Origin of the sequence: Kribbella sp. VKM Ac-2566 (genome assembly GCF_004366005.1) — a bacterium.
In the GTDB taxonomy this organism is placed as follows: domain Bacteria; phylum Actinomycetota; class Actinomycetes; order Propionibacteriales; family Kribbellaceae; genus Kribbella; species Kribbella pratensis.
In genome coordinates, this window is sequence record NZ_SODT01000008.1 from 1,625,722 (window position 1) to 1,638,474 (window position 12,753).

General features: G+C 67.7%; 15 protein-coding genes. 7 read left to right on the top strand and 8 right to left on the bottom strand.

All coding sequences use genetic code 11. The features are described from left to right. Positions 1 to 2 precede the first annotated feature (2 nt). The 3 genes from EV647_RS10720 to EV647_RS10730 form a co-directional block, all read right to left on the bottom strand. A complete protein-coding gene (locus tag EV647_RS10720; RefSeq protein ID WP_202876092.1) occupies positions 3 to 845 on the bottom strand; it encodes a nitrilase-related carbon-nitrogen hydrolase in 843 nt (280 codons plus the stop codon). Between the two features lie 73 nt (positions 846 to 918). Beyond that, entirely contained in the window at positions 919 to 1,596 is a 678-nt protein-coding gene (locus tag EV647_RS10725; RefSeq protein WP_134001465.1) for a PhzF family phenazine biosynthesis protein, read from the bottom strand. A gap of 1 nt (position 1,597) precedes the next feature. Next, positions 1,598 to 1,792 (bottom strand): hypothetical protein, encoded by a 195-nt coding sequence (locus tag EV647_RS10730; protein ID WP_134001467.1) that lies wholly within the window; start codon positions 1,790 to 1,792, stop codon positions 1,598 to 1,600. Positions 1,793 to 1,876: 84 nt separating this feature from the next. On the opposite strand from EV647_RS10730, the gene EV647_RS10735 reads away from it, so the two are divergent. Then, positions 1,877 to 2,308 (top strand): SRPBCC family protein, encoded by a 432-nt coding sequence (locus tag EV647_RS10735; protein WP_134001469.1) that lies wholly within the window; start codon positions 1,877 to 1,879, stop codon positions 2,306 to 2,308. Beyond that, on the top strand, positions 2,283 to 2,831 hold the full coding sequence (locus EV647_RS10740; protein WP_134001471.1) for a TetR/AcrR family transcriptional regulator: 549 nt from the start codon (positions 2,283 to 2,285) through the stop codon (positions 2,829 to 2,831). Before EV647_RS10735 ends, EV647_RS10740 begins: the two co-directional genes overlap by 26 nt. On the opposite strand, the gene EV647_RS10745 is transcribed toward EV647_RS10740, so the two are convergent. Continuing rightward, a complete protein-coding gene (locus EV647_RS10745; RefSeq protein ID WP_134001473.1) occupies positions 2,812 to 3,957 on the bottom strand; it encodes a serpin family protein in 1,146 nt (381 codons plus the stop codon). The two genes, EV647_RS10740 and EV647_RS10745, sit on opposite strands and share 20 nt — an antisense overlap. A gap of 172 nt (positions 3,958 to 4,129) precedes the next feature. Here EV647_RS10745 and EV647_RS10750 point away from each other — a divergent pair, with 172 nt between their 5' ends. Beyond that, positions 4,130 to 5,137: a permease gene (locus EV647_RS10750; protein ID WP_134001475.1), complete on the top strand. Its 1,008-nt coding sequence runs from the start codon at positions 4,130 to 4,132 to the stop codon at positions 5,135 to 5,137. Positions 5,138 to 5,174: 37 nt separating this feature from the next. Here the strand turns inward: EV647_RS10750 and EV647_RS42920 are convergent, their stop codons facing one another. Beyond that, positions 5,175 to 5,774 (bottom strand): transposase, encoded by a 600-nt coding sequence (locus tag EV647_RS42920; RefSeq protein WP_238177140.1) that lies wholly within the window; start codon positions 5,772 to 5,774, stop codon positions 5,175 to 5,177. 29 nt (positions 5,775 to 5,803) lie between these two features. Beyond that, positions 5,804 to 6,370: a helix-turn-helix domain-containing protein gene (locus tag EV647_RS42925; RefSeq protein ID WP_238177157.1), complete on the bottom strand. Its 567-nt coding sequence runs from the start codon at positions 6,368 to 6,370 to the stop codon at positions 5,804 to 5,806. 104 nt (positions 6,371 to 6,474) lie between these two features. Here EV647_RS42925 and EV647_RS10760 point away from each other — a divergent pair, with 104 nt between their 5' ends. After that, positions 6,475 to 7,161 carry a TIGR03943 family protein gene (locus EV647_RS10760; RefSeq protein ID WP_134001477.1) on the top strand — a complete coding sequence of 229 codons (687 nt, stop codon included), beginning with the start codon at positions 6,475 to 6,477 and terminating at the stop codon, positions 7,159 to 7,161. Here the strand turns inward: EV647_RS10760 and EV647_RS10765 are convergent. After that, on the bottom strand, positions 7,152 to 8,195 hold the full coding sequence (locus EV647_RS10765) for a serpin family protein (protein ID WP_238177141.1): 1,044 nt from the start codon (positions 8,193 to 8,195) through the stop codon (positions 7,152 to 7,154). The two genes, EV647_RS10760 and EV647_RS10765, sit on opposite strands and share 10 nt — an antisense overlap. A 33-nt stretch (positions 8,196 to 8,228) precedes the next feature. Here EV647_RS10765 and EV647_RS10770 point away from each other — a divergent pair, with 33 nt between their 5' ends. Beyond that, positions 8,229 to 8,882: a flavin reductase family protein gene (locus tag EV647_RS10770; protein ID WP_134001479.1), complete on the top strand. Its 654-nt coding sequence runs from the start codon at positions 8,229 to 8,231 to the stop codon at positions 8,880 to 8,882. Here the strand turns inward: EV647_RS10770 and EV647_RS10775 are convergent. Next, a complete protein-coding gene (locus EV647_RS10775) occupies positions 8,848 to 9,747 on the bottom strand; it encodes an EamA family transporter (RefSeq protein WP_134001481.1) in 900 nt (299 codons plus the stop codon). The genes EV647_RS10770 and EV647_RS10775 overlap by 35 nt on opposite strands. Before the next feature lie 73 nt (positions 9,748 to 9,820). On the opposite strand from EV647_RS10775, the gene EV647_RS10780 reads away from it, so the two are divergent. After that, the gene (locus tag EV647_RS10780; protein ID WP_134001483.1) at positions 9,821 to 10,729 is read left to right on the top strand and encodes a LysR family transcriptional regulator; all 909 of its coding nucleotides are present in this window, start codon (positions 9,821 to 9,823) and stop codon (positions 10,727 to 10,729) included. A 118-nt stretch (positions 10,730 to 10,847) separates the two neighbouring features. Then, the gene (locus EV647_RS10785; RefSeq protein WP_134001485.1) at positions 10,848 to 12,737 is read left to right on the top strand and encodes a cellulase family glycosylhydrolase; all 1,890 of its coding nucleotides are present in this window, start codon (positions 10,848 to 10,850) and stop codon (positions 12,735 to 12,737) included. Positions 12,738 to 12,753 lie beyond the last annotated feature (16 nt).

Genomic DNA, 12,753 nt, shown 5'->3' on the forward strand with positions numbered 1-12,753 from the left:
ATTTACGGTTTCGTCAGGTCTCCGTACGCGTCGGGCCGGCGGTCGCGGTAGAACTGCCAGCGGTCCCGGACGGTGTCCAGCAGGCCGAGGTCCAGATCGCGGACGATCAGCTCCGGATCGTGGTCGTGCCCGACGTCGCCGACGAACTTCCCCTCCGGGTCGACGAAGTACGACGTACCGTAGAAGTCGTTGTCGCCGAACTCGGACTCGATGCCGACCCGGTTGATCGCGCCGATGAAGTACTCGTTCGCGACCGCGGAGGCCGGCTGCTCGAGCTTCCACAGGTACGCCGACAGTCCGCGGCTGGTCGCCGACGGGTTGAAGACGATCTTCGCGCCGGCCAGGCCGAGTGCCCGCCAGCCCTCGGGGAAGTGCCGGTCGTAGCAGATGTAGACGCCGATCCGGCCGACCGCGGTGTCGAAGATCGGGTACCCGAGGTTGCCCGGCCGGAAGTAGAACTTCTCCCAGAAGCCCTTCACCTGCGGGATGTGGTTCTTCCGGTACTTGCCCAGATAGGTGCCGTCGGCATCGATGACCGCGGCGGTGTTGTACAGCACGCCCGGCTGCTCCTGCTCGTACACCGGGAGCACCATCACCATCCCGAGCTCCTGCGCCAGCGCGGCGAACCGCTCGGTGGTCGGACCCGGCACTGATTCGGCGTACTCGTAGTACTCGGCGTCCTGTTTCTGGCAGAAGTACGGCCCGTAGAACAGCTCCTGGAAACAGATCACCTTCGCACCCGCAGCGGCCGCCTGCCGCGCGTAGTCCTCGTGCGCCTTGATCATGGACTCCTTGTCACCCGTCCACGACGTCTGAACAAGCGCAGCCCTGACAACCTCCGCCACAAGACCTCCCCAAGTAGAGGTCCCATGCTCCATCCGCCCCAGCCCACCCGTCAACGGATACCGGAGATCGCGGTCAGAACGTGAAGGTGCGTGGTTCGGCTGGGAGGACGTGGCCGCCTACGGCGGCGTGGGTCGGGGGATCGTAGGTCGTGTAGAGGTGGGAGCCGGCGCCTTGGATGACGTGGAGGTTGCGGGCGAGTTGGGCGGTTAGTTGGGTGACCGCTGAGCCGGTGGCTTCGTCTTCGGCTACGTTCATGGCGGGGGCGAAGGCTCGGGCTCGGACGGTGCCGGCGGGTTCGTCCTGCCAGGACCAGAGGAAGGTGTGGCCGGCGGTGTACGTGGTGGGGTCGGCGGCCAGGACCTCCTCGGGTGAGGAGAGTTGGCGCCAGTCCCAGGGGCTGCCCCAGGTCGTATCGGCTCGGACGGCGAAGAGGTCGCCGGAGCGGGTGACGGGGATCGGGCCCGCGGGGACGTGCAGGGTGTCGACCGGGTGGCCGTGGGCGTGGAGCCAGGCGGCGGCGCCGACGGTGGGGTGGCCGGCGAAGGCCATCTCGCGGGTGGCGGTATAGATACGGAGCGTACCGGTGGCGGCGTCGTCGACGTACACCGTCTCGCTGTAGCCGAGTTCGGCGGCCACGCGCTGCCGGTCGCTCTCGCCGACGAGGCGGCCGTCGACGATGCCCAGTGGGTTGCCGAACCGGCCGTCCGGGTCGGTGAAGACCCTGACGACCTCGACTCTCAGGTCGGTCAAGTCAGAGAACGGCGATCGCGGCGATGATCGCGATCAGCAGCACCGCGCCGCCGACGATCGCCAGGACCCGGCCGTTGACCTTCGGTTCGCTGGTGGCCTCGGCCTGGCCCTCGTTGACGAAGGCGCGGAACATCTGCGTGTTCGCGCCCGGGTCCTGCTCGTTCTCCACGTTCTGCGGGACGTTCTGGTCAGCCATGGCCCAAGACCCTACCTGCCGCCGCTGCGCACCCAGCAGACCGCCCGCCGAAGTCTCACACAGACCTGATGTACCATTTGGTACATGCGCTTCGATCACTCCAGTACGATCCAGGCACCGGCCGACCGGGTCTGGGAGGTTTTCAGCGACGTCGAGCGGTGGCCCGACTGGACCCCGACCGTCGATTCCGTCGAGCGGCTGGACGCGGGCCGGATCCACGTCGGCGCCCGCACCCGGATCCGCCAGCCCAAGCTCCCGGCCGCCGTCTGGGAGGTGACCGAGCTCAAGGAGGGCGAGTACTTCGAATGGGTCTCGAAGGCCCCCGGGATCAAGACCACCGGCGGCCACCGCGTCATCAGCACGCCGGAAGGAACCGTCGCGACCGCGACCATCGTCCAGGAGGGCCCGCTCGGCTGGCTCTTCGGCCGGCTCTACGCGAAGCTCACCCGGGACTACATCGCCACGGAGACCGCCAAGCTTAAGGAAGTCAGTGAGTCGAGCAAGCCTGCTGGCTGAGGCGGTTGAGCATTTCGCGAAGAACGGGATCGGGGACGCGAGCCTGCGCAGTATCGCGACCTCGATCGGCACCAGTCACCGGATGCTGATCTACCACTTCGGTTCCCGCGAGGGCCTGCTCGCCGAGGTGGTCCGCACGGTCGAGCAACAGCAACGCGACCTCCTCGCCGACCTGAGCGAGTCGCAGCGACCGATCGCGGAGCAGGCCGAGGAGTTCTGGCGCCGCGTCACCGAGGCCGCGCTCGTCTACGGTCCACTCTTCTTCGAGCTCAGCGCGCACGCGATGCAGGACCTGCCGCACACCGAGTCCCTCAAGGCCGACCTGATCAACGTCTGGCTCCCGCCGTTGATCGAGCTCTGCGTACGTGCGGGCCTCCCGCCGGCCGAGGCCCCGGCGTACGCGCGGCTCGGTCTGGCCGCCTCGCGCGGCCTGCTCTTCGATCTCTTGCTGACCGGCGATCGCGCGGGCGTCGACGAGGCGTCCGCGCTGCTCAACCGGCTGTTCACGCTCCCGGTTCAGTAGGCCTCTCGACCCGGCCCGCCACGATCGGCAGCCGCGAGTCCCGCAGTACGGCGATGAACGCGAACGGCCTGTCCAACGTGAGCTCCAGGCGACGCTCCTGCCGGGTGACCATCGCGGCCCGAGTCATCGCGACAGCGGTCACCGCGGCAGCCTCGAACCCGGTCGCGAAGAACCGCGCGAGCACCTTCTGCTTCGCCTGCCCGACCTGGAGCGGCGTCGGGCTGAGCGCGCTGAAATGCCCGTGCGCCCCCGGGTCCGACGTAACCGCTGTCAGCCCGAACAGCTCACGGGACGCGAGCAGATCGTGCTCGACCTCGATGCTGAACGACGGCAGCGACACCTTCACCTCCGGCCGCGACGCAGTGGTCCGCCCGATCCGCAACCCCGGCCCGGGATCGTCCTCGGCAATGAGCTGACTTCCAGGTACGCCGTGCGTGGGCCGAGACGCAGCGTCCAGCAGCCGCGGGAGTACGTCGTCACCGTCGCCGATCCCCAGCAGTACGTCGACATCCTCGTCGCCGCGCACCGTGACCACGGTCAGGTCGTCGTACCGCCGTACCGAATCCAGGTCGGAATCCGTGCGCTCGAGCCAGTGCCACGAACCGGCCCACGGACCGGCGGCGACCCGACGGATCTGTTCGGTGAACGGGCGGACCCAGGTGGTGCGGAGCAGCAGCGCCGAAGCGAGGACGAGCATCATGTCGCCGTCGAGGTCCACCGGCAGTTCGCGGATCAGGTCGTCGGTGTGTTCGGCGGCCCAGGCGTCGAGTTTCGCCTTGTCGACGGCCGGGTTGCCGGTCAGCAGGCCGACGAGCGGCGCGGGCATCACGCTGTCGAACGATTCGGCGAGCTTGAGCTGCTCGCTGACCCACACGCCGAGTGCGGCGTTCAGGTCGGCGGAGGCTTCGATCGTCTCGATCAGGCGGATCGCGTCGGTGGCCCCGGTCGAGGGGTCCACGCCGGCGGCTGCGGCGAGTTCGGCGCGGCCGGGCTCGTCGGCGCCGCTCGCGAGGATCGCCAGCAGCGGCCAGAGGCCGAGGCCGGCCACGACGGTGTTCTCCGCCGGCAGCGTCCGGGCCCAGCGGGTGGTGAGGTCATTGACAGCGCGCACCACGTCGGCATCCATGTCCCCAGCCTGCCACGCACGGACGCCCAGGCCATCACAATCGCCCCCGACACTGCCCGCTGAGCGTGCATCCGACGGCGAGCCGCGGATTGTGATGGCCTGGGCGTCCGGACCCGACACGCGACATGACTGTGATTTTCATTTCCAGGCGATTTCTGCCAGCATTCCGCCCATGACAACGGCCGAGCAGCACACCGCGGAGTCGCCTGAGTCGTCTGAGTCGCCTGGCTCGTCGATCGCGTTCACGGCGACGCTGGTGCTGCTGGTCGGTGCGGCGTTGTTCGGGCGGCGGGTCTTCGCCGGCTGGTTCACCGACGACGGGATCCGGACCTGGGCGACGATGTTCGTCGGCGTGACCGTGCAGGCGCTGCCGTTCCTGGTGCTCGGCGTACTGCTCTCGGCCGCCCTCACCGCGTTCGTCCCGGCGTCGTTCTTCGCGAAAGCCCTCCCGAAGCATCCCGCCCTCGCCGTACCGGTGGCCAGCGCGTCCGGGGTCGTGCTCCCGGGCTGCGAGTGCGCCTCGGTCCCGGTGTCCGCGGCGTTGATGAACCGCGGCGTCACCCCGGCCGCGGCGATCGCGTTCCTGCTGTCCGCGCCGGCGATCAACCCGGTCGTACTGGCGTCGACCGCGGTGGCGTTCCCGGGTCAGCCGAAGGTGGTGGTCGCCCGCGCGGTGACCTCGCTCGCGGTATCGATGATCCTCGGCTGGCTGTGGCTGCTGACCGGCAAGGGCGGGTCGTGGCTGAAGATGCCGAAGAACCGGCACGCGCACGACGATCCCAAGTTCGACGTGTTCCGGTCCGCGATGCTCCACGACTTCCTGCACGCCGGCGGGTTCCTGGTGGTCGGCGCGGCGGCCGCGGCCACGTTGAACGTCGTCGTCCCGCGGGCCTGGCTCGATCACGTCGCCGGGAATCTCCTGCTGTCGGTGGTGATCCTCGGGCTGCTCGCCGTACTGCTGGCGATCTGTTCCGAGGCGGACGCGTTCGTGGCGGCGAGCCTGACGCAGTTTTCCCTCACCGCGCGGCTCGCGTTCATGGTGGTCGGCCCGATCGTCGACGTGAAGCTGATCGCCTTGCAGACCGGAACGTTCGGCCCGAAGTTCGCCGTACGTTTCGCACCGGCCACCTTCGTGGTCGCGATCCTGGCCAGTCTCCTCGTCGGATGGTGGTTGTTTTGACGCCCTCCCGCCCCGTGCGGGTAAGGGATTTCACCCACTACACGGAGGTAGTGAGTTGAGGTTCACGCTTCGGCGAGATCCGCACTGGCATCTCTCGGCCTGCGCTAACGACCCGTCCGGCCGCGATGTTGATAGCCGCGTTCAGGTCAGCGTTCGCCCGGTGTCCGCAGGCCACACACCGAAACACCGCTTGGCTCTCGCGGTTCGCCGGCGCGCAATGCCCACAGACGCTACAGGTCTGCGACGTGTACGCGGGGTTGATCTTCTCGACCCGCCCCGGTGCCTTGTGTTCCAGACGACGTACCAACTCGCCCCAGCCATTCGTCAGGATGCCGCGATTGAGGCCGGCTTTGGTGCGCCGCCGGTTCGGCAAGAGTCGCCCACTCTGTCCGGGGTCAGGTTTGGGCTTGGGGCGCTTGACCATCGCAATGATATGCAGATCTTCGACCCGAATAATGTCGAACCTGCGCGCGAGGTCGGTGCTGGTCTTCTCCACCCAGTCCTGGCGGCGATCGGCGGCGCGGGCGTGCAGCTTGGCGATCGCGGCTTTGGCCCGCTGATGCCGCGCAGAGCCGCGCTTGCAGAGCGCGAGTCGGCGCTGCCAGCGCTTGAGCCGTTCTCGCTCGCGATCCGACATACCGGGACACGTCAGAAGCTCACCGGTACTCAATGCCGCCGAGACCGTATGCCGCGGTCCACGCCAACGACCTCTCCCGTTCCGGGGGCGGAGGTCGGCGCAGGGATCACAGCGAAGCCGATATGCCAGCGACCCGACCGATCACAGGTGATGCGGTACGACTTCGCAGCGGGTACGGCGCGGGACAGCCGGAAACGGACCCAGCCGACCTTCGGCACCAGAGCCTGCGCCCACTTCCGGTTCAGCTTCACGATCCGGGATGCCTGGGAACCTACAATTCGGAAGCCTTCGTGCAACCCGGCTTTGCGCCAGGTCGGGCGGCGGTGGGTACCTGCGCACATGTTGTTGACGGCCTGGTTGAAATCCCGCAGCGCCTGCTGCTGCACCGTCTGCGACCCGGCCCGCAGCCACCCGAACTCGGTTCGGGCGTCAGTCAACTGTCGGCATTGCTCCGCAAACCCCGGCGTCGGGCCTTTGTCGCGAGTCCACATCAACCATTGCTCGAGCGCGACGTTCCACACGTACCGGGCATGCCTGCAGTGTTCCAGCAACGCCGTCTGCTGCGCGCGAGTCGGGTACATCCGGAACCGGGACATGCCGTCCACTCAAGCAGTCAAGACCGACATTTTCGATTTCTGGAGGGAGGCAGTCGCGTGGATCAACGACCACCCGAAGGACAGAGTTGCACGCGGCAGGACAAATGAAGCGCAACGTTGCCGGGTTGGTGATTGTGTTCGTCGGGGCTGCGATGGTGCAGCTCGCGACGTCCGGGACGTACTTGCGGTACGTGAAGCCCGGGATGCGGTGGATGCTGCTCGCGGCCGGTGTCGTGCTGATCGCGCTCGCGGTGACCGATGTGGTCGTGCGGTCCCGCCAGACCCATGACCACGGTCTGCCCCGCGCCGCCTGGCTGCTCCTCGTCCCGGTCTTCGCGCTGCTCGTCGTGGATCCGCCCGCGCTCGGTGCGGATGCCGCACAACGGCAGTCACCGGTCGCCGCGAAACCGGCCAAACCGGCCGAGCCACAGGGCAACGCGTACTGGGGTGACGAGTCGCACGGCCCCAAGCCCATCGCGGTCCGCGACTACTCGGTCTGGGCGGTGTGGGAGAAGGAGACGATGCAGGGCCGGTCGTTCCAGCTGACCGGTTTCGTCACGCCGGCGAAGAACGGCGTCTGGTACGTGACCCGCATCGGCCTGACCTGCTGCGTCGCGGACGGTACGGCGTTCATGGTCGAGGCCCGCGGTCACGCCGCGCCGCCGAAGAACCAATGGATCACGGTAACCGGCAAGTGGGCCGAGCCGACCAAACGCGTCGACGGTGACGTCGCCGCGCTCACGGTCGAGACGGTCAAGCCGGTCGCCGCGCCCGTCAATCCTTACGAATAGTTCACCCAACCCGCAACGACGGGCACACCGGTCGGTCGATGTACGGCGATGAAGCCGAACGGCCGCTCGAGATTCACGTACAGCGCCTTGGCGCCCAACGCCGCGCCCGCGGCCATGGCCATCGCGGTGACCGCGGCCGCCTCGAATCCGGTCGCCGAGAAGCGCGCCATCACGGCCTGCCGCGCCTGGCCGATCGCCAACGGCTGCGGGCTCAGCCCCGGGAAGTGCCCGCTGCTCGCGTCCGACGCCGACGCCAGCCCGAACACCTCGGGATGCTGCAGCAGATCATGCTCCGCCTCGATCTCGAAGTACGGCATCGACAGTACGACGGTCGGCTGCATGGACTCGATGACCTCAACACCGGGCGCCGACCGCTCCGCGGCGAGCACCTCGGAGCCGCTCACCCCTTCCCCGTCGAGCTCCAACGCAGCGGACAGAACAGACGCACGCCCACCATCACCGACCACGAGCCGTACGTCGAACTCGCCGGTGCCGCGCACTGTCACCACGGTCAACGGACCCGCCGCGCTGTCGTGCACCCGCAAGCTGTCGAGGTCCGTATCCGCCCGGCTCAACCACCGCCGATCGTTTCGCGGGTACTCGTCGAACGGCAACGCCCACTCCGTCTTCAGCACCAACGCCGACGCGAGCACCAGCAACACCTCAGGCGTGAGCTGGACCGGCATCCGCTGGAGCAGCCCGTCCGTCTGCTCGACCACCCACGCGTCGAGTGCGGCGCGATCGGTCAGCGTCCCGCGCACCTCCGGCGGCAGGAACCGGTCCACGCCGGGCTGCAGCTCGACCTCCGGTCGCGTCCACAGCCCCAACGCCATCCGAAGCTCGGGAGCCTGCAGCAGACCGCCGTACCGTCCGCCCGCGGCCTCGGCCAGCTCGGTGTGAGCAGGCTCGTCCGCGACCTCGGCCAGCATCGCGAGCAACGGCTGGACGCCGAGACCGGAGATCACGGTGCTGTCCTCGCCGGGCAGTTCGGCGATCCATCGAGCGGTCAGGCGACCGACTTGAGATGCGTCCACTCACACATCCTGGCCTATCGCCGTTTCATTCGCATGAAACGCACAGTCGAGCCCAAGGTCCTGTACTTCGGTACGCCGGTAGTCCTGATCAGCTCCTGCAACCCCGACGGCACCACGAACCTCGCCCCGATGTCGTCCGCCTGGTGGCTCGGATACACCGCGATGCTCGGCATGGGGACGAGCGCCCAAACTGTGAAGAATCTCGTCGAGCGGCCGGAGATCGTGCTGAACCTGGTCGATCCGGACATGGTCGCCGCGCTCGACCGGATCGCGCTGCTGACCGGGTCGGAGGAGATGTCCGAGTCGAAGCGGGCACGCGGGTACCGGTACGTGCCGGACAAGTTCGCCGCCGGCGGCCTGACCCGCGAGCCGAGTGAGCTGTCCGGCCTGGATTCCGTCCAGGAGAGCCCGATCAACCTCGAGGGCCGGATCGAGGCGATCAACGAGATCGGCGGACCGGATTCGCACCTGTGCGCGCTGGAGATGAAGGTCGAGCGGGTCCGGGTTCGCGAGGACCTGCTGATGAGCAACGACCGCTACATCGATCCGCTGCGGTGGGATCCGCTGATCATGAAGTTCACCGAGTACTTCGCGGGCGGCGCTCCGGCGTACCCCTCATCACTCGCGCGCGGGTGGCAGATGCCCCCGATGGTCAGCCTGACTTCGCCAGGACCAGGGACTCCGTAGTCAGCGGAGTCGAACGCCGCCTGATGATCGTGCAGGCCATGCCGCCGATCACCAGTGCGGCGGCGATCGCCTGCTGCAGGCCGACCGCCTCACCGCGCAGCACCCACGCGGCGGACATGCCGACGACCGGCACCAGCAGCGAGAACGGTGCGACGGTGCTGGCGTCGTACTGCCGGAGAAGGTAGCCCCAGACGCCGAACCCGAACAGGGTCGCCCCGAAGGCGAGGTACGCGATCGCGCCGATACCGCTCAGGTCGATCGCGCGAATCGCATCGACATCGGTCTTCGGGCCCTCGGTGAGAAGGGACAGGACCAGCAACGGTACGACGGCGACGGCGCTGACCCACACCATGAAGCGCAAGGTGTCCGGCGGCTTCGCGTACCGGGTGATCGTGTTGGCCACACCCCAGAACCCGGCCGCGACGATCACCAGTACCAGCGCTGCCAGCGGCGCCGACAGCTTGCGGTCGAGGACGATCAGCAGGATCCCGACACAGGCGATGACGATGCCGAGGAGCTGCGCGGGCCGCGGCCGCTCCCGCAGTACGGCGATCGCGAACAGGACCGTGAAGATCACCTGACTCTGCAGCACGAGCGACGACAGGCCGGCCGGTACGCCGTGGTCCATCGCGATGAACAGCAACCCGAACTTCGCGACGCCGAGAGCGAGGCCGACGCCCACGACGTACCGCCAGGCGACGCGTGGTTTACCGAGCAGGAAGATCGCGGGGACGGCCGCGAAGAAGAACCGGAGCGCGGACAGCAGGAGCGGCGGCATGCCTTCGAGACCGACCTCGATCACGACGAAGTTGATGCCCCAGACAACGACGACGGCGAGGGCGAGGAGCAGGTCACGAGGCTTCATACGGTCCAGTGTCGGCCGGAGTACACTTAAGGACCAGCACTGATTGCTACCGCTAACGATGTAGGAGCGCTACATGATCGATCTCGGGCGGCTCAAGGCACTGCACGCGGTGGCGCAGTACGGATCGGTCAATCGGGCGGCCGAGGTGCTCGGCTACACGCCGTCCGCGGTGTCGCAGCAGCTGGCGAAGCTGGAACGGGAGACCAGGACAACGCTGATCGAGCGGCAGGGGCGCGGGATCGTGTTGACCGACGCGGCCCAGCAACTGGCGTCGACGGCGGCGCGGATTCTCGAGCTGGTCGAGGACGCCGAGCTCACGCTGGAAGAGCAACGCGGTCAGGCCATTGGGACGCTGAGCATCGCTGCGTTCCCGACCGCGGCGCGCGGACTGTTGCCGCCCGCTCTCGCCCGATTGGTCGACGAGCACCAGCAACTGGATGTCCGGGTGCTCGAGACCGACCCGTTCGAGGCAGTGGCCGCCGTCAACCGCGGCGAGATCGACATCGCCATCGTCCACGACTGGCACAACACCCCACTCGGTCTGCCCGAGGGCTTGTCGCGGGTGAAGCTCGGCTCTGATCCCGCCGACGTACTGGTGCCGGCGACGCATCGCCTGGCGGGCAAGGAGTTCGTCCGCGCGGAGGACCTCGTCGGCGAGCGGTGGATCTGCCAGCCGGTCGGGTCGATCTGCCACGAGTGGCTGATCCGCACGATGCGCCGCGCGGGCGTCGAGCCGGAGGTCGCGTACTCCGTCGCGGAGTACCAGACCCAGCTGGCGATGCTCGCCCGCGGCCTCGGCATCGGCCTGCTCCCCCGGCTCGGCCGCGGCCCGCTCCCCGACGGCGTGGTCGTCGTACCGCTGCAACCCGCACCGAGCCGCCGCCTGTACGCCGTTTGGCGCACGACCACGTCCCGCCGCCCGGCGATCACCGTCACGCTCGCGACCCTCAAAGCAGCCTGGCCGGATCGCGACACGGCCTGATCACTATTGATCACCTTGCGCGACCGATTGACAGCGTTCCGCGCTTGCCGCTACGTTCACCTGAACTATTAGGAAACCTTCCTAATCATCCTCCCCGACGCCCCCTCGGAGGAAGTTCATGATCCACTCTCTCGTGGCCGGCGCCCTGCTGGCCGTATCGACCCTGGTGCCGACACCAGCGCAGACCCAGGCCGTTGCCGACGACACTCCGGTCGGCCGCAACGGCCAACTGCACGTCTGCGGCACCAAGCTCTGCAACGAGCGCAACGAGCCCGTCCAGCTGCGCGGCATGAGCACCCACGGCCTGCAGTGGTACGCCAACTGCGTCAAGACCGCCTCGCTGGACGCCCTGGCGAACGACTGGAAAGCCGACATCCTGCGCATCTCCATGTACGTGCAGGAGGACGGTTACGAGACCGACCCGGAGAAGTTCACCAACCTGGTGAACACCTACATCGAGGAGGCGACCAAGCGCGGCCTGTACGCGCTGGTCGACTGGCACCAACTCGACCCGGGCGACCCGAACGAGAACCTCGGCCTGGCGAAAACCTTCTTCACCGAGATCGCCGAACGGCACAAGGACAAGAAGAACATCATCTACGACATCGCCAACGAGCCGAACGGTGTCAGTTGGGCCGGCATCAAGTCGTACGCCGAGCAGATGGTGCCGGTGATCCGGGCCAAGGACCCCGACGGCGTGATCTTCGTCGGCACCCACGGCTGGGCGTCGCTCGGCGTCTCCGACGGCGGCAGCGAGGCCGACGTCATCGACGACCCGGTGAACGCGACGAACCTGATGTACACGTTCCACTTCTACGCCGCGTCGCACCAGCAGGAGTACTTCGACGCCCTGTCCCGCGCCGCGGACCGGATCCCGTTGTTCGTCACCGAGTTCGGCACCCAGACGTACACCGGTGACGGCGGCAACGACTTCACCTGGTCGCAGAAGTACCTGGACTTCCTGGAGAGCAAGCAGATCGGCTGGACGAACTGGAACTTCTCCGACGACTTCCGCTCCGGCGCGGTCTTCAAGGAGGGCACCTGCAGCGGCGAAGACTTCACCGGTACGACGATGCTCAAACCGGCCGGTGTGTGGATCCGCGATCACATCCGCAACCGCACCGCCTCCACGGTCACCACTGATGTCAGCACGTCCGCCGAGCTCAAGGCAGCGCTGACCGCCGCCAAGCCCGGTGACACGATCAAGCTTGCCGACGGCACCTACACCGGCAACTTCAAGACCACGATCGACGGCACGTCGTCGGCGCCGATCACGCTGACCGGCTCGCCGAACGCCGTACTGCAGGCCGGCGGCGGTTACGGCCTGCATCTCGACGGCGCGTCGTACTGGAACGTCAAGGGCATCACGGTGACCGGCGGCCAGAAGGGCATCATGATCGACGGCGCCACCCACGTCACGATCGACGGCGTGACCGTGCACGGGCTGGACATGGAAGGCGTGCACTTCCGCAACAGCAGCACGTACGGCGTGATCAAGAACTCGCGCATCTACGACACCGGCGACGACGGCCGCGGGATGGGTGAGGGCGTGTACGTCGGCAGCGCGGGCGGCACCTCGGACAAGTCCGACCACGTGCAGATCCTCGGCAACACGATCGGCCCGGACGTCGGCGGCGAGGCGGTCGACCTCAAGGAGGGCACGACCGGCGGACTCGTCTCCGGCAACAGCTTCGACGGCCGCGGCCTCACCGGCGCGAACTACGACGACAGCTGGATCGATGTCAAGGGCAACAACTATGTGATCGAGAACAACACCGGCAAGAACACCACGAACAACGGGTACGAGACGCACACCCAGCAGTCCGGCTGGGGGTGCGGGACCGTTTTCCGCGGGAACACGTCCGACCTGACCGGCGCGACCGGGAGCGGACGGTACGCGTTCAACATCACCAACTACAGCGCCTCCAGCTGCAAGGTCACCATCGACCGCAGCAACACGATGACCGGCGGGAAGGCACTGACCAACCCAGGGATCCCGGTCACCTGACGAGCTCCCCGGCCGT

Coding starts and splice junctions, on each gene's coding strand:
- EV647_RS42925 (WP_238177157.1), bottom strand. CDS start 6,370: ATGTCCCGGTTCCGGATGTACCCGACTCGCGCGCAGCAGACGGCGTTG.
- EV647_RS10770 (WP_134001479.1), top strand. CDS start 8,229: ATGAAACGCACAGTCGAGCCCAAGGTCCTGTACTTCGGTACGCCGGTA.
- EV647_RS10775 (WP_134001481.1), bottom strand. CDS start 9,747: ATGAAGCCTCGTGACCTGCTCCTCGCCCTCGCCGTCGTCGTTGTCTGG.
- EV647_RS10780 (WP_134001483.1), top strand. CDS start 9,821: ATGATCGATCTCGGGCGGCTCAAGGCACTGCACGCGGTGGCGCAGTAC.
- EV647_RS10785 (WP_134001485.1), top strand. CDS start 10,848: ATGATCCACTCTCTCGTGGCCGGCGCCCTGCTGGCCGTATCGACCCTG.
- EV647_RS42920 (WP_238177140.1), bottom strand. CDS start 5,774: ATGTCGGATCGCGAGCGAGAACGGCTCAAGCGCTGGCAGCGCCGACTC.
- EV647_RS10745 (WP_134001473.1), bottom strand. CDS start 3,957: ATGGATGCCGACGTGGTGCGCGCTGTCAATGACCTCACCACCCGCTGG.
- EV647_RS10760 (WP_134001477.1), top strand. CDS start 6,475: ATGAAGCGCAACGTTGCCGGGTTGGTGATTGTGTTCGTCGGGGCTGCG.
- EV647_RS10750 (WP_134001475.1), top strand. CDS start 4,130: ATGACAACGGCCGAGCAGCACACCGCGGAGTCGCCTGAGTCGTCTGAG.
- EV647_RS10730 (WP_134001467.1), bottom strand. CDS start 1,792: ATGGCTGACCAGAACGTCCCGCAGAACGTGGAGAACGAGCAGGACCCG.
- EV647_RS10735 (WP_134001469.1), top strand. CDS start 1,877: ATGCGCTTCGATCACTCCAGTACGATCCAGGCACCGGCCGACCGGGTC.